The 19,147-nt window shown below is 42.6% G+C and carries 15 protein-coding genes; 3 read left to right on the forward strand and 12 right to left on the reverse strand.

Annotation, left to right across the window (positions count from 1 at the left end; translation table 11 throughout):
- Positions 1-51 precede the first annotated feature (51 nt).
- The 10 genes from ABJF92_RS00670 to ABJF92_RS00715 all read right to left on the reverse strand — a co-directional run bounded on the left by ABJF92_RS00670 (position 52) and on the right by ABJF92_RS00715 (position 12,459).
- Positions 52-1,257: an ABC transporter substrate-binding protein gene (locus tag ABJF92_RS00670; protein ID WP_446813929.1), complete on the reverse strand. Its 1,206-nt coding sequence runs from the start codon at positions 1,255-1,257 to the stop codon at positions 52-54.
- Positions 1,258-1,482: 225 nt separating this feature from the next.
- Positions 1,483-1,944, reverse strand: a complete 462-nt coding sequence (locus ABJF92_RS00675) for a MarR family winged helix-turn-helix transcriptional regulator (protein ID WP_446813930.1) — start codon at positions 1,942-1,944, stop codon at positions 1,483-1,485.
- A gap of 116 nt (positions 1,945-2,060) precedes the next feature.
- A complete protein-coding gene (locus ABJF92_RS00680) occupies positions 2,061-2,744 on the reverse strand; it encodes a TetR family transcriptional regulator (RefSeq protein ID WP_446813931.1) in 684 nt (227 codons plus the stop codon).
- A 33-nt stretch (positions 2,745-2,777) separates the two neighbouring features.
- On the reverse strand, positions 2,778-6,440 hold the full coding sequence (locus ABJF92_RS00685) for a molybdopterin cofactor-binding domain-containing protein (protein WP_446813932.1): 3,663 nt from the start codon (positions 6,438-6,440) through the stop codon (positions 2,778-2,780).
- A 1-nt stretch (position 6,441) separates the two neighbouring features.
- On the reverse strand, positions 6,442-6,975 hold the full coding sequence (locus ABJF92_RS00690) for a (2Fe-2S)-binding protein (RefSeq protein WP_446813933.1): 534 nt from the start codon (positions 6,973-6,975) through the stop codon (positions 6,442-6,444).
- 189 nt (positions 6,976-7,164) lie between these two features.
- A complete protein-coding gene (locus ABJF92_RS00695) occupies positions 7,165-7,422 on the reverse strand; it encodes a ParD-like family protein (RefSeq protein ID WP_446813934.1) in 258 nt (85 codons plus the stop codon).
- Between the two features lie 61 nt (positions 7,423-7,483).
- A complete protein-coding gene (locus tag ABJF92_RS00700) occupies positions 7,484-8,173 on the reverse strand; it encodes a response regulator (RefSeq protein WP_446813935.1) in 690 nt (229 codons plus the stop codon).
- Between the two features lie 5 nt (positions 8,174-8,178).
- The gene (locus ABJF92_RS00705) at positions 8,179-9,621 is read right to left on the reverse strand and encodes an ATP-binding protein (protein ID WP_446813936.1); all 1,443 of its coding nucleotides are present in this window, start codon (positions 9,619-9,621) and stop codon (positions 8,179-8,181) included.
- Between the two features lie 83 nt (positions 9,622-9,704).
- Complete coding sequence (locus ABJF92_RS00710; RefSeq protein ID WP_446813937.1) at positions 9,705-10,187, reverse strand: hypothetical protein; 483 nt, start codon at positions 10,185-10,187, stop codon at positions 9,705-9,707.
- A gap of 55 nt (positions 10,188-10,242) precedes the next feature.
- Complete coding sequence (locus ABJF92_RS00715) at positions 10,243-12,459, reverse strand: YHYH protein (RefSeq protein ID WP_446813938.1); 2,217 nt, start codon at positions 12,457-12,459, stop codon at positions 10,243-10,245.
- Positions 12,460-13,073: 614 nt separating this feature from the next.
- On the opposite strand from ABJF92_RS00715, the gene ABJF92_RS00720 reads away from it, so the two are divergent.
- The 3 genes from ABJF92_RS00720 to ABJF92_RS00730 all read left to right on the forward strand — a co-directional run bounded on the left by ABJF92_RS00720 (position 13,074) and on the right by ABJF92_RS00730 (position 17,343).
- Positions 13,074-14,114: an aliphatic amidase gene (locus ABJF92_RS00720; protein ID WP_446813939.1), complete on the forward strand. Its 1,041-nt coding sequence runs from the start codon at positions 13,074-13,076 to the stop codon at positions 14,112-14,114.
- 94 nt (positions 14,115-14,208) lie between these two features.
- Positions 14,209-15,006 (forward strand): AAA family ATPase, encoded by a 798-nt coding sequence (locus ABJF92_RS00725; RefSeq protein ID WP_446813940.1) that lies wholly within the window; start codon positions 14,209-14,211, stop codon positions 15,004-15,006.
- Positions 15,007-15,096: 90 nt separating this feature from the next.
- Positions 15,097-17,343 carry a VWA domain-containing protein gene (locus ABJF92_RS00730; protein ID WP_446813941.1) on the forward strand — a complete coding sequence of 749 codons (2,247 nt, stop codon included), beginning with the start codon at positions 15,097-15,099 and terminating at the stop codon, positions 17,341-17,343.
- A 110-nt stretch (positions 17,344-17,453) separates the two neighbouring features.
- Here ABJF92_RS00730 and ABJF92_RS00735 read toward each other — a convergent pair whose 3' ends face one another.
- Together ABJF92_RS00735 and fmdA are read right to left on the reverse strand one after the other, a co-directional pair.
- Positions 17,454-17,849: a zinc ribbon domain-containing protein gene (locus tag ABJF92_RS00735; RefSeq protein ID WP_396664785.1), complete on the reverse strand. Its 396-nt coding sequence runs from the start codon at positions 17,847-17,849 to the stop codon at positions 17,454-17,456.
- 14 nt (positions 17,850-17,863) lie between these two features.
- Entirely contained in the window at positions 17,864-19,096 is a 1,233-nt protein-coding gene (gene fmdA, locus ABJF92_RS00740; protein ID WP_396664787.1) for a formamidase, read from the reverse strand.
- Positions 19,097-19,147: the final 51 nt, after the last annotated feature.

Raw genomic sequence — 19,147 nt, forward strand, 5'->3', positions numbered from 1 at the left:
CCATACCTAATTTATTGCGGGAGGAGACCCCTCCCGCAACCGCTTTCACTTTTAATTTGAAGGGCGCATTTCAGCAACTTGCGCATCGGATGGCTGAACATCAGCCCCATCTACGTAATAGAAATCTACCATCTCACCTTTTCCATCGACTAAAGCGGTTTTACCGACATAAGCACCAAACGTTGACTGGTGATCTTGGGGTCGATAAACGATATCGCCAAATGGCGTTTCAAGTGATAAACCTTTAAAAGCCTGAATCAAATCGTTTGTATCGGTAGACCCAGCCTTTTTAATGGCAGCGGCAACACTTTTAATACTGGTGTAACCCACAACAGAGCCTGCTCTTGGGTACTCACCAAATTTCGCTTCATAAGCATCTTTAAAACGAGTGTGTTCCGGTGTTTCGATTTTGTCCCATGGATAACCGGTCACATACCAGCCTTGTGGCGCTTCAGCCCCCATTGGGTCTAGATATTCAGGCTCTCCCGTTAACAACGAAAATACTTCTTTGCCTTCAAATAGCCCTCGAGTATTACCTTCACGCACAAACTTCCCTAAATCAGCGCCAAATAACACGTTAAAAATTGCGTCTGGTTTAGCATCAGAAATAGCCTGAACAACCGAACCCGCATCCACCTTGCCTAACGGTGTCGCTTGCTCTATTACAAATTCAACCCCTGGCTGAGCTTTTGAAAGCAGCTCCATAAATGTCGCGACAGCAGACTGACCATACTCATAATTTGGGTACACAAGCGCCCAACGCTTTTTATTTAACTTAACTGCCTCAGGCACTAACATAGCAACTTGCATGTAAGTTGATGGTCTTAATCGGAAGGTGTATTCATTGCCACTCGACCAAACCATTTTGTCTGTTAGGGGCTCAGCCGCTAGATATACCGTTTTTCTTCGCTTGGCATAATCCGTCAAGGCGAGGCCGGTATGAGATAAAAAGCCACCAAAAATCATGCTGACTTTTTCACGTGTTCTTAATTCCTCTGCGACACGAATCGCGTCACCTGGATTGGCGTTATCATCACGATAAATAACCTCCAACTGTTTTCCTAAAACACCACCCGCAGCGTTAATTTCTTCTAAGCCCATTTCCCAACCTTTTTTATAAGGGCCAAGAAATGCTGACATAGCTTTATAGCTGTTTACTTCACCGATTTTGATCGTATCAGCCGCCCAAACTGGATTCATAAACAATGAACCCATTAATAACCCACCGCCGATTAACTTATGCATTACCTTATTCATAATCACCTCTAGTCGCTTATTTACGATATCCGCTTAATGAAGATTGAGACCTTGAACATTTGAAACATAAATCTTTCACACTATTAGTTCATGTAGTGCTTACTTAATGAAACATTGCAAGCATCAGACCAATAATTGATTTACGTCACAAAAAAGTCGTAAAGAGGGAATTAGAAGCAAAAAAAAGGGCCATAAGCCCTTTAATACATTTGATTAGATAAATCGTTAGTCGCTGGCATCGTTCATTTTTTTGAGCAAAAAGATAAGCGCTACTCGTTCTGCAGGGTTTAAGCCTCTTAAGGTCTCTTCGGTTATCCCTTGCGCGCATGGAATCATTTTATCTAATAATGCTAGGCCTTCATCTGTAAGGGAAATCATCACCTTTCTGCGGTCGTTTTTGTCAGCCGCCAAATGAATCCAACCCTTTGATTTTAAACGATCTATTACGCCTCTCATGGTAGCCTGGTCGACGGTTGTGGCCGTGACAATATCCGTAATAGAACAACTTCCCATACTTTGTATGGTGCATAGCGCAATAAATTGAGGAGCCGTTAGATTTGGCTCACAGCTCATTTCCTGAAAGATCATCATATGCCTTTGATAGGCCTTTCTAAGCAAATGACCAACTTGTTCTGTAAAGTTATAGTCTGTCTCTACAGGACTGCTTTCACCTTTTAGTTCTTCCAACGATTTTCACCTCTTTAACTAAAATAAAATCACCATTAAGGTGCATACACCACAAAAACGCACAAAAATATCAATATATAGTGAGTTAAATCACATTATTAATAGTGTATACACCATTAATAATGTGATTCATCCGTCACAACAGATCTTAGCACTACCTTAGTGATGTGTTGTAACCACTCGTCTTGGTAAGCCGCTCCTTGGAAATCTTTGCCTACAAAAACCGTCAGTGTGTGCTGGTTCGAACAATAAAAATACGTTAAGGCTGATATGGTCAAATAAAGATTACTGGCGGTAAGCTCGTTTCTGAATACACCAGTAGATTGACCAGCCTTCAATATTGGCACCAAGTTACCTTGAATGTTTCCCGAGATGTTTTTAATGTTTTCAGATTTTTTCGAATGCTTTGCTCGGTGTAGGTTTTCATCGTTTAAAATGGCGACAAATTCAGGATGGCTTAGGTAATAGTGAAAGGTAAAGGCTATGATCTTTTTTAAGGCTTCAATGGGTGACAAAGGGTTTAGCTCTAGCGCATTTTCAGCTTCATAAAATGCCAAATACGTAGATTCCAACACCTCCAGAAATAACTTCTCTTTGCTTCCAAAATAGTAATATATCATTCTATCATTTGAGCTGGCCTCTCTCGATATACGTTCAATACGTCCACCTGAAAAACCATCTTCTGCGAAAACTTTAATCGCAGCCTGCAAGATCTTGCGCTTTGTATCACGGGCCTGCTGTGCACGCTTCCCGCCAGTAAGGCTCGTTAACTTATCACTTTCAATATGCTGAGTACTCATTCGACCCCTTTACTTCACACTTTCAATAACCGTTTAATGGCTGCCCGGGTTTGCTCGAATATCAGAGATAACTTTGCCTAAATTTTTCCATTCGGGTTTATCGGGGGCAAACTCTTTACGAATATAAGAAAACAATGCCGTTAATTGCTCATCATTCAAACTTGCAGAAAAACCTGGCATATAACCTAAAGATGAGTCTACTGGTTTCTGTACACCATATAAAACAGTTCTTATTAAGTTATTAGGTTTATCGCTGTGTACATTTGTATTGGTTTGCATTTCCGGTCTAATGCCATACCAATCATCTTGTTCGCGAGTTGAATGGCAAGCAGAACAAGAGCCTTCGAAAATGCTTTTGCCTTGAACCAATATATCATTAGTTTGCGAACTTGTACTTTTTAACCAGCGCGACACAACACCAGAAGTCGAGGTTGTAGGATTTCTCTCTTTTACAACTTGTCTATCTGGCTTTAGAACCGGCTCATCCACCTTTTGTGATGTGAGTTCCACTTGCTGATTGGATGCCAAGCTGGTGTTCAATAAATAATGCGACATCGCTTGAATATCACTATCAGGTAATTTTTTTAGTTCTTCTACCACTGGCCCCATAGGGCCGGTAGCAGGGCCATGTTCAGGTGAATGCCCGGTACGTAAATAATCGAACAAGCTACTCTCATTCCAAGGAATGGGGGCTTTACTCAAAAAGGTTAAAGCAGGTGCTTCCCAGCCATCGACTTCTCCACCAGCCAAAAAGCTATCACCGACTTTCTCCGCGCCCATAATGTTCCGCGGTGAATGACAAGCACTGCAATGACCAAGGCCATTTACTAAATACGCCCCTCTATTCCAAGTTTCGCTTTGCTCTGGCTGCTCTTTAAATTCAGTACGGCTTTTAAAAAGAGTATTCCAACCTGCCATTAATGGCCTCATATTAAAAGGGAAACTCAGTTCATTTTTGGGAATAGATGACTCCACCGCAGGCTGCGACATTATATAAGCATACAGAGCTTGCATGTCCTGATTGTTTATATTTTGATATGCGGTATAAGGAAATACAGGGTACAGGTGTTTACCATCTCGGCTTATCCCTTCACGCATCGCTCGCTCGAAGGCTGGAAAAGACCAGTTACCTATCCCTGTCTTTGGGTCTGGTGTTAGGTTGGTACTGTAAATTATACCAAAAGGTGTATCTAAAGCACGGCCTCCAGCATTTCGTTGCCCCCCCTCAGAGGTATGACAAACAGCACAATCTCCCGCAGCAAAGAGCTGCTCACCTCGGGCAATAGTTGCCTGAGAATATGTCGCGGGGTTAGGCACGGCAACAGGAGAAATATTTGGACGCCATGGTGACATGACCACGGCCACACCGGCTAATGAAGAAAGTAAGGAAAACCATTTAATGCTTTTTCCATATTGACCAAACCAACGCTTTTTTTTTACCGCTTTACTCGCCTCTGCATTTTTATCCAGTAACCCCTTCTTCATTTTATCTGCAGTAAAAGGGGGCTGCCGCATTCGCACTCCGGTTGCATCAAAAATTGCATTAGCGATGGCTGCGGCGCTGGGAACAGATGCAGACTCTCCTGCACCTTGAGGAGGCTCTTCAGGTTTGTCCGCCATTACGATATCGACATCGGGCATTTCAGGAAACGTTAAGATCGGATACGCTCCCCACTCTTTATCCATTACCGAGTCTTTATTGAAAGAGACCTGTTCCTTCAATGCACGGCTAGTAGACTGTAAAACATTGCCCTCAATTTGATGACGAACTCCATCAGGGTTGATCATCAAACCTGCATCATGCCCTACCACGACACGCGTAACACTCACTTCTCCAGAATCGGTATCAACTTCTACATCCGCAACCCAAGCGGCCCAAGCGGCTCCAAAACCCGGGAATTTACTATGAATATAACGTGCGTACGCAAACCCTCTTCCTTTTACGATTGAGCCAACTTTCTCCTTTTCTTTCCAATGTCCTTGCCTAGGCTGCCAATCCGCACGCTGCACCACCGATTTAACGAGGTCGGCTGCACGGGTATCTTTTAGATAACGCAATCGATATTCAACAGGATCAACCCCAGCAGCTTCAGCTAATTCATCTATGTACGACTCGTGCGCAAAGGTATTGGGCAGCGCAGAAACACCTCGAAGCCATGCCGCCCGAACAATAGGCGCCATATCATTCGCCCGAACGCGAATATGGTCAAAATGATAAGGTGGGATACTGGTTCTATCACCCATCTCCAATGCTGCAGGAGTGGGCTCGACTACCCCAGTTAACAGCAGTGTGATCATGGGGGCGCCATTTGATGGGTAAGAAGTGGTAAAGTCATAACCTGCAGGGCTGCCATCCGCATTGATGCCACCGTCAACCTCCATGAGCTGAGTAGACCCCTTTGGCTCCCATAAGTGCTCTTGCTCCCTTGTTAGCTGCACCCTTACCGGTCGTCTTACGGCTCTAGAAAGTAATACCGCATCCCCACAAACATCGTCCGCACAATTACGTCCGTAACAACCCGATGCCTCATAACGAATAACATTAATTAGTCTTTCATCTATGTTTAATAAGAAAGCTAGGTCTGCTCGTAAAATATGAGGGTTTTGCGTCCCAGACCAAATCGTAACTTTATTAGAATTTACATCTGCAACCGCGCACGATGGCCCAATTGAAGCATGCATTTGGTAAGGCCAAACATAAGTACGCGACATACGCTGATCAGCATTTTCAATAGCCTTCTCGATGTCACCTTGATCTAAAAGAGTTCGTTGCGTAGCAGGATTAACTTTAACGGCATATTCTAGATCAGTTAAATCCGGTAGGTCAGGATGAGGCTTCCAATGTACTTTTAACTCATTCATTGCACGAACAGCATTTTCTTCACGTTCCGCGACGACCCCAACAAAGTCACCGATCACTTCTATCGCCACAATCCCAGGAATATGCGCAATCGAGTCTTTCTCAACATCCAACAATGAATTGCCAACAAACTCACCACTGTCACGTCCACCATAGGGCGGGCGAATGACACGACCATGTAACATGCCAGGCACGCGTACATCATGTACGTAGGTCAATTCACCTGTCGCTTTAGCTGGAATGTCAGTTCTATTCGCAGACTTGCCGACAATTTTGTAGTCATTAACGGGTTTTAACGGTGCATTTTCGTCAACGGTTAATATTACTTTTGTATTCGCTACTAACTCTGCAAAGCTCACAGATTCACTTGCATTTTGTTTAGAAAAAATTACGCCTCCAAGGCAGCTCAACTTATCTGGCGATATTTCTAGATGTTTCGCTGCTTGAATTAATAAGTATTGTCTAGCCGTAGCGGCAGCATAGCGTAATGGAACAGCGGTGATTTGTAAGGTTGCACTGGCTATCGTTGCGCCTTGGTTGGGCGCTCGCTCTGTATCACCTAATATCATTGTCACCTGATGCATTTCTAGATCGAGTTCTTCAGCAACAATTTGCGCCAACGATGTTCGAATGCCTGTCCCTAAATCCACATGACCGTTAAAAGCGGTGACTTGACCATCAGCGTCAATGGCAATATAGACCTCAAGTTCTTTTTCTTGCTTTACATCATCCGGCTTCTGAGCAGGACTTAAAGGCGGGTTGCTTTCTTTGACTAAAAAAAGCCCTTGGCTTTTATCTAATAATTCAGCTCTACTTTCGAATGTATTGTTAGACATACTATATTTCCTCTTCAGGCGGGAAATCGCTGGCAATAAAAAAAACATCAGCCGCTTTTTTAGCCGCCTTGATAATTTCAATATGGGTTCCGCAGCGACATAAGTTGGCACGCAACGCATTCTTAATTTGTTGTGTCGAAGGTTTGTTAGAGCAGTTTTGAAGGAAGGCTGTCGTTGTCATTATCATACCGTTCATACAATAACCACACTGCGCTGCTTGCTCATCAATAAACGCTTGCTGGACAATACCTGGCGATGCGATAGTGCCTAGCCCTTCAAGGGTGCAAACTTCCTTACCAATCACCGCAACAACAGGTGTGATACAAGAGCGAGCCACTTTGTTTCCTATTAACACAGAACAAGCGCCACACTCCCCTAATCCGCACCCATATTTAGGTCCATTTAATGAAAAATCGTTTCGCAGTACATACAGCAGTGGTGTCTGAGAGTTGGCATCTACTTGCACCAACCTACTATTAAGGGAAAAGACTATCTTCTGTGATATAGACACAATGGCCATCCAATATATTTTCATTAAGTACTTACTTAACGAAATAAGCAATTAAGATACCAATTAAAAATATATTATTTATTTCTTTAAATTCAATTGGTTATGGACAGACAACAAAAAATCAAGAGGTAGATACAAGACAACACACCAAGGCAGTGCACCATTAAAGACATGATGTGAGCAACGTAAGCTATGTGCATTTACCTAAAAACCTTAAGAATGCACAATACATGATAACGCGTTAACTAATAGTGAGTTGAGATAGGAGGCTTCATGACGAAGCAATTTTAGGATGACATGAAAGTGTCTTTGATCGTTTGGACTTTCATGAAAAATCAGTGTGGGATTAAGCTCTGCTAGCCTACCCATTTTCATCCAAAATTCAGCTTGTGAGTTGATAGATCGTGACATTAGAAGACCAGACTTTCTAATTTCATCGTGTAGATCATCTGAAATTTTTACGATGCCCATGAAACACTCTATATATGATTTATACAAACCATATATAGATATCTAGAGGATATTCAAAAGCCTACTCATCTAACCTATAGGCAAACTTATAGCCAACACCATAGACACTCACGATCGGGTTGATTTGATTGTCTACCTGATGAATTTTTTTGCGTATATTTTTAATGTGTGTATCAATATTACGATCACTAATATCGACTGCGTCTTGATAAGCATGATGGATAATTTCTTCCCGGCTAAAGACTCGACCTTCCTGCCCGATTAAAAGTGACAATATCTTAAATTCGACGGCCGTCAGTGGAAGTGGTTGGCTTTGATACATAGCCAGATAACTTTCTAAATAGAGAACAAAATCTATACATTCGATGCAAGTGGGATGCGTGGTTTGTGTTCTCCTGAGCACCGCACTGATTCTTACCATCACCTCTTTAGGGCTAAAAGGTTTGCAAATATAGTCATCAGCCCCAAACTTAAAGCCTTGAAGCTTATCGATCTCTTGTCGCTTTGCACTCACCATAATAATCGCAACGTTGGAAAAACGTCTTATTGCTTGGCAAAGCGTCATTCCATCGGTCTGCGGGAGCATGATATCCAACAAGATCAAATCTACCGAGTTATTACGAACATAGTCCACGACCCCCTGCCCGCTATTTAGGTGTTTTGCGTTATAGCCCTCTAGGTGACAATAAGCTATGAGCACTTCAGCAATGTTCTCTTCATCTTCAACGATGAGTATGTTTGTTGTGGACATATTAACTATCTCAATAAAGGCAAACGAACCAACACGGCCAGACCACCCAAAGCTGAATCACCGAGCGAAATATCACCACGATGAGCTATCACTATCTGTTTACATAATGTAAGCCCTAAGCCTGATCCGCCTAGCCCTCTATGACGTGACTTTTCCACGCGATAAAAGCGCTCAAACAAATTCTTTTGATCTTGTGGGGAAACATTGGGTGCTGAATCCTGAAAAACAAACTCTACATACTCAGCAGATTGTTTAATATCAATCTTAAATTCTCCAGAAGGGAGAGTATATTTACAGGTGTTTTCTAATAAATTGTTGAATAATTGCTGCAGCCGATCTTGATCGCCACTAACCGTTATGGCTTCATCTATATCAACTGATACCCGGTTAATCGTTATTTTTTGCTGCCGAAAGCGTGCGGAAAAACTGTCTAAACACCCAGTCAAAACCGCCCTTATATTTAAGGGTATTTCGCTATAAGTTAAGCAGGCAGCATCTGCACTGGCCAATTGACTCAAATCGTCAACAATATGCTCTAAAGTATTGGTCTGTTGGATTAACACAGCAATACGTTTTTCATCTGGCTGAAATACACCATCCTGTACAGCCAATAATTGTGAGCGTAGGACCGTCAGTGGTGTTCTGAGCTCATGCGAAGTATCAGACACCCATTGGGTTCGTGTTTGTTGATTAAGCGCGAGTATTTCGGCCAGTTCATTGAAGTTTGTTGACAGCACACCAAGTTCATCCTTAGTAATAGGTGATATGCGTTGTTGGTAGTCACCTTCTTTTAACGCATTGGTGGCTAATACAATTTCTTTAATAGGCTTAGTCAAATGTCGTGACAACAAAATAGACACTATAAACGCAATCCCCATCACACCAAGTGCCACCATTAAGTAGTTGTAAAATTGTGCCGACAAAAATGCTTTTGCGGGACTACTTTCTACGAGTTGTGATGGCTCAAAACCCAGCCAACCTATAACGTCTGAATTTAATGTAATCGACTCGATATGATCGTTATCAGCAATCCTCTCTCGACCGACGATGACTTCTTTATTGGGGTTGTACAAGCTAATCCGTTTCCCTGTTTGTAACGAATCTGGCGGAAGTTTGAACCACATAAAAGCCGAAGGTGGCGTGTTGAGCGTTGATATTTCATTCTGCTTATCGGTGTCTTGAACGATGTGTTTTTCATTCGACTCATTCGATGGGTCAACGATGGATCGCCATAATTGTGGGTCTTGTGCCATTTTTTGCCAGTCATTGGCGCTCTTATAAAATAAAACCAACTGCTGCTTCACTCGCTCTAAATGCTTTTGCTCTTCTTTTTCGACAAACTGATTGAAGCCTGTCGAAAAAGTGATAAATATGAACACAAACATCAAGCCAACCAACACCATACTGGTGACAAAAAAAGCAATAAAAAATTTATGTATTAACTTCATTGGCGTCCACAAATAAAGAAGGGGTTATCAAGGTAACATGTGGCGTTGATTTTATAATTGAATCTCATCCTTTTATACAAAGGTTAAAAAGTAAAGTCGACCTTATCTCCAGCGTTAATGACTCTGTATTGAGGCCTCACCACACTGATATGAACCTCCCCTAAACTCTTTGGCATTTGCATGCTCAGAGTGGAGACATGTGCCAAGGAATGTCGTGCCTGCAGTACCACTTTGCTAATATGGTGATGTCCATGTGTTGTATCTTGCGCCAACGTGACACGCTCAATAATAAGAGGCTGCTGGTTGAGGGTAAGAATCAACTGATCTGTAAAAAGTTTTTTGATAAAGTCGTTTTGTTGTTCAGGGCTTAAGTTTGCTGGCATGACCCGATCGATGTCACCCATCAACCAAGCCTGATGATCCCTCAATTTTGATAGGAGTTTACTCATATCAGTGATGATCTGCACTTCGACTTGACCAGCTCTTAATATCACTTGGGCACTGGTTTCATTCACGGTATGCGCTTTGGCTGGCAACAGGATGATATAGACTAATAAAGGTATCATCCAACACAGTCTATTAAGGGCGAACTTTTTAAATAGAAATTTACTTAGTACCACTTTATTCCGCCTTATCTATGGTTGTTTTACAAAGAATAGTGTTATCCGTTTCTAAATCTTCTCCCCAGATAAACTGAGCACTCTCATCCCATTTAATATCATCGTAACCATCTTTTGGACCTACTGCTGAAGCACTATGTACGGTGGCATTCGGCCAAAGCGAGGCATCAAAACTGGACAGCAGCCAATTGTCAGGAGCACTTTGTGACATAAAAGTACAATACCCCTGCCCTGCAATAGGATTCTGGCTGTTTTCACACTGTTTGTTTAACGGCGCTTTGTGCAGAACCTTGCATTGCCAACGACCATCACTCACTGCAACGAAATCATTCGTTTCTGTATCTGTCAGCTGTAAAATAAAACCACCATCTCCCATTTGTTGGCGATTTGTACCTATATATTCTAACCCTGTGTCATTTTGCTTGAAGTCTTTTATGACTACATTCAGCTCAATGGGGTAATCGGTAGAAAAGGTAACACTCTCAGCGTTAAAAGAACGTTCTGTTGTAATGGCAACGGAATCTTCGAGCAGTAGTCGCTCTCCTAGATAGGCTGCGAACCAATTATCAGCCCAAGCATCGAGTCTAAACGTATGCTGCCCAGAAAACTCGGTGTTTATTCTGCTTTCTTTTACACTATTGTGTTCCGTTTGAGAGGAATTTTTTGGCTTCTGTGGCGGCGCTTGCTTATCGCGGCAAAAGGTGCCCGTTTCAAGCTTTCCTTCATTGCTAATGGTTTTTTGGGTGAAATCATAACAACGATCAAACTGAGCGGATGGACGATAGGTCGTGAAAAACTCTTCACCTTGATACCAATAACGCATGGTTCGGCTACCATCGGGCATCTCTTCATGAGTTAAGTTTTCAACGCCTTCTTGTGGTGGGCGCAAATCGGCTCTTATGCCGTCAATGTCACCGCTCAAAGGCGCAACACGAGGTAGCACCTGTGTTTCTACATTACCGACTAGGCACTGAATAATATAAGGCGGTGTTGATGAGGTTTGGTAGCGGTAACCATACTTTTCATCTGCTTGACCATTGCATACATCCAACGCACCTGGCTCTATGTCACTTCCGTCTGGGTTCTTATCAGCATACAAAGGGTAGCCATCATACCCCCAGCCGATAATGGCATCACTCGTTTGGTTTTCCATCGTCGCTATCATGCATGTCGGAGCAATATGATAGTGATAGTCGTCGCCTCTACCTGCGTGCCCGCCACAAATATCCAACTGACCAAGTTTAAAGGTATCGTGCTTCTCATCGTATATCTGTACATCTAACTCGCCTTGAGACGAGTAGTCATAAATCGGCACCCCATTGACCGCTACCCCTACCGCCGCGTCTATCGTGGTATAAGATTCAGCACGACTTGGATACAATTTAATGGGCGCAGCATAACCTTGGGCTGGCACAGGCACTTGCTCATTTGTGCCTACGATACCTGTCATAACATCATGGCTTGGATAAGTCGAAGACATCACGTAGGCGTATTCGTTATCGCAAGTGATGGATACCGTCGACTCAAAGCCTGCATCCTCGATAGACTCTCGGATAGCCATACACCTAGGAGATTCAATACTTTCAGATTCACTCGGTGGTTGTCTTTGAAACGATTGATTTCGTGGTTTGACACTGTCATCTGATCGTGCTTTAAGGGGGTGATCCGCCTTATTGTGTTTACGGTCATACGTTACAACCATAGTCGCTTTATCCAAAGTAATGTCTTTGATCGCGTTCAATAGTGTATCTCGATCAACAGGTCGCTTTGGATCAACGATGACCTTAGAAGCTAGGGCATACAGGGTAAATTGATAACTTTTTTCACCCGGCCCTTTAGAGCAAGGTGGTGCATATTGGCGTAAACCATTAACACTGTTAGTCCCAATTTCTCCTAATATTTCTTCACTTTTTAGCTCAGTATTCGAGGCAGGAATATTATATAAAGTCCAGTACCAGTGGACGCCATCTGGTGCATCGTGATGCATTATCAAAGCATAAAATTGTGTTTCTGAAGGAGCCCCCTGCCAACTCAAAGGTGGATGAACACTGTCACCATCGCACGTGTAAAATGTCGGTAAACGCCCACCATTATTCATTTCAGTACTACTTAAAACAAAACCCGTTGTTGAAACAAATGGCAGACGGTCTAAACTCCCACAGGCGCTTAGCACGATGGCACATATCGGATACAGGAAGATCAAACCTATTTTCTTCATCACTCAGCCTTTTAATCCACGAAATATACTGTTGTTAACTGCAGATAGTCTAACCCTCAAATGTAGGCAAATTATGTAGTGAAGACCGTTTTTATGAGGACAATAGGCAAGTAAATAGTGGACTTCCCTAGCGTTATTTAATAACTATTAGCATTTCAATCTTTTTTAAGGTCACTATCCAGAAATCCAAATACTACCTCCATTTTTATACCCCCTATGAACCAAGGTTTTCCGCTAAGATTTTTTTTAAAATTAAGTGTCAGTTGCCAGTCTAGAGGCGCCAAAAATGTCAGCCTTTAGCAAAAAACTACTGAATATCTGCCATGATTTCTCGACACTATCTTTATCATCACTCCACTTTAACAGTGGCTGTTCCGTCTCAGTAAACGGCACAGCTTTATAGAAATTAAACCTTCCAATCAATAGCGTAAACACACTATTTCGAACTATGAAACACGCTATTGCTGTCGGCAATTAGAAATCAATACACTATGAGAAACGAAAGATGTTGCGAGCTCATTCTCTCTAACTCTCCTCTCGCAGACAGACTCTTTTGTTCATACCCTTAATCATTATCGAGTTAAATTTCCATTTAAATCAATGAGGTAAAGAAAATGTATCATGGTGATATTTCGAGCAGTAATGATACCGTTGGTGTTGCGGTTGTTAACTACAAAATGCCACGTTTGCACACAAAAAAAGAAGTCATAGAAAACTGCCATAAAATTGCAGACATGGTTAAAGGAATGAAAATGGGGTTACCAGGCATGGATCTGGTGGTTTTCCCTGAATACAGTACCCATGGCATCATGTATGACGAAAAAGAGATGTATGAAACAGCTTCCCAATGCCCCGGGGCTGAAACAGAAATTTTTGCTGAAGCGTGTCGAGAAGCCGGTGTCTGGGGTGTATTTTCATTGACTGGTGAACGTCATGAGGAACATCCAAATAAAGCGCCATATAACACACTTATTTTGATGAACGATAAAGGTGAAATCGTTCAGAAATATCGAAAAATTATGCCTTGGGTACCTATAGAAGGCTGGTACCCAGGTAATTGTACATATGTAAATGATGGACCAAAAGGCATGAAAATCAGCCTAATCATCTGTGATGATGGTAATTACCCAGAAATTTGGCGTGACTGTGCAATGAAAGGTGCAGAATTGATCATTCGCTGTCAAGGCTATATGTACCCAGCAAAAGATCAGCAAGTACTCATGTCTAAAGCGATGGCATGGACTAATAATTGTTATGTCGCGGTGGCTAATGCCACTGGATTTGATGGCGTATATTCTTACTTTGGTCATTCCACACTGATTGGTTTCGATGGTCGGACGTTAGGTGCCTGTGCGGAAGAAGAAATGGGTATCCAATACGGCCAATTGTCCGTCTCTATGATTCGTGATGCCCGCAAGAATGGTCAGTCTCAAAACCACTTATTCAAATTACTGCATCGTGGCTACACGGGTAAAATCAACTCTGGTGAAGGTGATAAAGGCGTCGCGGCTTGTCCATTCGATTTTTACAAGAACTGGGTCACAGATCCCGAAGGAACACGTGAAAGTGTTGAAGCAATGACACGACCAACCATAGGCACAGAAGAATGTCCGATCGACGGTATTCCTAATGAAAAAACAGGATCACATCGCTAAGAACACTTTTTATAGAAAGAGGAGCGACACAAAGCGACTCTTTCAATTTCAATCCATGCGGGTGTTATACAGACTTTACGATCGAGCCTAGACTATGAATTTGAACGAATATCTTATTAACCAAGACCCCTATTACTTAGCGGTTGGTAACGAAGTTAAACACTTTGAGGCCGCTTATGCTGACCGAATGCCAATTATGCTTAAAGGCCCCACAGGGTGTGGTAAAACGCGCTTCGTCGAGTACATGGCGTGGAAGCTTCAGAAACCATTAATCACCGTTTCCTGTCATGAGGATATGACAGCTTCAGACCTTGTTGGTCGTTATCTACTGGATGAAAAAGGAACCGTATGGCAAGACGGGCCGTTAACGCTCGCAGCTAGATATGGTGCAATTTGTTATCTAGATGAGATTGTCGAAGCTCGCCAAGATACTACCGTCGTCATTCACTCCTTAACAGACAGTCGAAGGGTGTTACCTCTAGAAAAAAAGAATGAGATGCTAACGGCTCACCCAGATTTTCAAGTCGTGATTTCCTACAATCCAGGTTATCAGAGTGTGCTTAAAGATCTAAAAGAATCTACAAAACAGCGTTTCGGTGCTATCGACTGCTATTATCCCACCGCAGAATTAGAAGCCAAGATCATTGCTCACGAATCAGGCGTCGATGATAAAACATCGAAATTACTTGTTAATATTGCCGAGCAGACCCGTCACCTAAAAGGTCACGGTCTCGACGAAGGGGCATCAACTCGAATGCTTATTCATGTTGGTAAACTTATTTCTCGCGGTATTCCACTACATGAAGCCTGTGAATTTGGTCTCATACTTCCGATTACAGACGACCCAGACATACGTAAAGCACTATCACATGCAGTAGCAGCCTGTGGTTAACGTATTCATATCTAATCTATGATCGTGCTTTGAAATTCTAGAGAGGCACTCTCATATAACTTAACTCGCCTCTTAAGTGTATAAAACATCATGATAGAACGGTCGGACACTAGCGAAACATTATCACTCTCACAAGTAACCAACATTGAAAAACCTGAATACTCAGAACATGATAAAGCACTTTGGTTGGACGCTTGCTATAAAATCGAGGAAGCCGGTTACGGGGCAACCGTTTCTCAAGCATTTGCTATAAATTCATCTGACATTCTTCAACGGTTAGGTCTAGATAGCGTTCTAAAGCTTGCTGACATGGTTTCATTAGCCGCCATAAAAGCCGACAAAAAAACCGCTGAGCGGCTTTCCATCGAGTGTTTAAAAATTACTATTCGATTCGAAAATGATACCTCTTTGGCAAATACTTGGCTCACACTCATGGAGCAAGTTATCAAACTAGCCCCTGAATCGGCTTTTCTCGTCCTGAATAGAATGGACTATCTGCTTTACCATCTCAGCTTATCTCATTTAGAAGGCTGGCTACTAACAGGTCTCCGCGCTGGTGCTTCTGACCCCAAAAAGCGATTTAGCTATTTTTCATTTGAAGATTCTCAAGCCCAAAAATGGTTGGAACATGCTGCCGGTTCAATGAGTTTTTCAGATATTAGTCGTGAAACAAAAGCCTATTTAGGGGCTCTTTGGAACATACACCTGCCAGTACGGGAAAAGCATATTCATGCTTCTGGCGAACGTGTTAGAAGGTCAGGTTTTGGTTTGGGCCTCATTACCGTGCCCTCTTCTTTCCCTGGGTATCAAGGAGATATTGCCCATCAATTGTATCGGGCAGCGTTGGCACATATTGGCGCACATATCACCTATTCAGGAACCTCTTTCTCTGTAGACCAACTCAAACCACTGCAAATCGCACTGATTTCCTTGATTGAAGATGCTCGAGTGGAACATCTAGCCATACAAGACTTCCCTGGGTTACAGGATTTATGGAAGCCTTTTCATATTGCGAAAGCTAGGGGAGCACAAACGGCCAATCAGTTGTTTGTTAGACTTGCTCGAGCATTAGCTGATCCAAATTATGACGATACAAATCCTTGGGTTTGTAAGGCTAAACAGTTATTTTATGACCATAAAGACGAATGGAATGACTCTTTCATTAGTCGCAAAATAGGTGGTCTGCTCGCCAACGATTTGGGACAAATGCGTATTCAATTCAATGCCAAAACATACGTCGTCGACCCACCTTATCGAGACGACAACATGGGATTATGGGATGTCGAAGACCAAGATACTTCTGAATCAACACAAGCTGATGAATTGCTAAGTAATGTTGATATAGATGAAATGGACAACTCGGAACCTGACACCAGAGAAGAAACGAATGAAATTGATGAGAATAATGCTACACCTATTTCTCTAGTGGAAGAAGATGGCATACCTGTCGCGCGTTATCATGAATATGATTACATGACAGAACAATCTAGACCAGAATGGACAACTATCGTTGAACACTCACCTATTTTAGGACCTGTTCACCTCATTGATGATATTTTGCAAAAACAGGCTTATATGGTTAATCGAATTAAGTCTTTAATGAGCTCAACCAAGATTAGTCAACCACAAAAGGTCCGTCGTCAGTTAGAAGGTGAATTTCTTGATATTGATGCCTGCATCACGGCCACTATTAGTCGCAGATCTGGTGAAGAGGTTGATGCAAGAGTATATGCTCGCTCTGAAAGAAAGCATCGTGACTTGTCTATTCAGGTTTTGATAGATGTGTCTGAATCGACAAACGATAAGGTGGTAGATTCTAATGAGTGTGTCTTAGAGATTGAACGTCAAGCCACCGCACTGTTGGCGCACGCTATTTCTGGACTAGGCGATCCATTCGCTATCGGAGCATTTAGCTCTAATAAAAGAGACGATGTTCACTATTACCGAATCAAGGATTTTCACAAGCCATACGATCACTTGGCAAAAGCTCGTTTAGCCGGTCTGCAAGCAAGTGGCTCGACTCGCATGGGCGCAGCAATACGGCATGCAGCTCAAGACCTAAAAAAGCAACACAACCATAGACGTCTACTGTTGGTAGTAACCGATGGTGAACCTGCCGATATTGACGTAAGTGACCCTCATTACCTTATAGAAGATGCGCGACGTGCGATTCATGAATTAGCGATGGATGGGATCAATGTTTTGTGTGTAGGACTCGATTCTGGCGTGAGTCATGATCTAACTCGTATATTTGGAAAACGTAATCTGGTCATGATAGACAGTCTCGAACGTTTTCCTGAAAAATTGCCTTCTCTATACTTCCGCCTTACGACTTAAGCAGGATTCAGATTACCGTATTTTCGCACGATTACGTTTATCAAATTCACAAAAAAACCTAATACAAGCGTCACTTCATGTATTAGGTTTTTTGGCTTTTTCCTTAATATCTAATGGCTAATCATCCAAGGACGTTGCGATGGAAACACCTTACTGCCATCGGGTAAGTAAACGACTTGTTTTTTAAGCGCATTTTGTTCGGATCTATGCTCAGAACAGCCACAACTACTTGCTTTCTGTCCTTTGCGTAAATCGAACTGCTTCCTATCATCTGCCTCTGCTCGCGAATCAACCGTGGAGATAATGGGACTATGTCGTGCCTCATCATTAATATCCATAGCTTTTTTAGACTCAGGAGACATCGACAAAACTGAAGGCGCAACTAAAATCACCGGCATACATTTCACGCCACACTGAGGGCAAGGAAAAGCATCTCCTGCTTTTTCCATCGCCACCAGCTCATGAAATAGCCCATGTTTCGTACATTTAAAATCATAAATAGGCATAGTGCATTGCCTCCTTATTTTTTATCAGCTGAACGTGGCAAATCAATACTGCCATCCAAATGCACCGTCGGCCCATCGGCATTTGGCTGCACATCAAACTCAAATATATCCGTTGGCAACCACAAGGTCGCACAAGCATTTGGTATATCCACCACACCACTAATATGACCTTGCACTGGTGCACAGCCTAATATGGCGTAGGCTTGGGCTTCTGTGTAACCAAATTTGGCCAGATATTTAATAGCATTTAAACAGGCTTGACGATAAGCAATGTGTACATCTAAATAATGCTGTTTACCACTTTCATCAACTGAAATACCCTCAAAGATTAGATAGTCATCATACTTTGGTGTAATCGGGCTTGGCTTAAATATTGGGTTTTTGATTGCGTATTTTTCCATGCCACCTTTTATTAAATTGACTCGCATGTGTATCCAGCCAGCCATTTCAATCGCGCCACAAAAGGTGATTTCGCCATCCCCTTGGCTAAAGTGAAGATCACCTACACTCAAGCCAGCATCTTTAACATACACCGGGAAATAAACTTTAGAACCGCGAGATAAGTCTTTGATATCACAATTACCACCATGCTCACGTGGTGGTACTGTTCTGGCACCTTCAGCCGCTGCTTTATCTCTGTCATCCCCAGTCATTTTACCCATGTGAGCTGTCTCTGCATAAGGTAAGGTCGCAAGTTCAGGCACGCGATCTGGCTCGGTCTCATATAAGCCTTTTTCACGGGTATTCCATTCTTCCAGCATATCCTTAGAGGGCAAACAGCCAATCAAGCCTGGGTGAATCATGCCGGCAAACTCTACACCAGGAATGTGACGCGAGCTGGTAAACATACCTTTAAAATCCCAAATCGATTTCTGTGCTTCAGGAAAATGCTCGGTTAGAAAGCCGCCGCCATTTTGTTTCGAGAAAAAACCGTTAAAACCCCACTGACTTTCATCAAAGGTGCCGATATCCAGAATATCAACTACCAACAAATCACCCGGCTCTGCACCTTCTACTCCAACTGGGCCCGATAAGAAATGTACCTGAGTTAAATCTACATCGCGTACGTCATCAGCCGAGTCATTATTGCTAATTTGCCCACCTGTCCAATCAACACATTCCACAATAAAGTCGTCGCCCGGCTTTACCATAGATGCCATAGGAATATCTGGATGCCAACGATTGTGTATTTTATCGTTGGTGTACGGAGATTCTTTCAGATTTACTTTAATAATTGTTTCAGCCATTTTGAGACTCCTTAGGTAAATTAAGTCACTTCTTATCTTTCCGTTTTTCCA

It is taken from the genome of Marinomonas sp. (assembly GCF_039940335.1).
In the GTDB taxonomy this organism is placed as follows: Bacteria; Pseudomonadota; Gammaproteobacteria; order Pseudomonadales; family Marinomonadaceae; genus Marinomonas.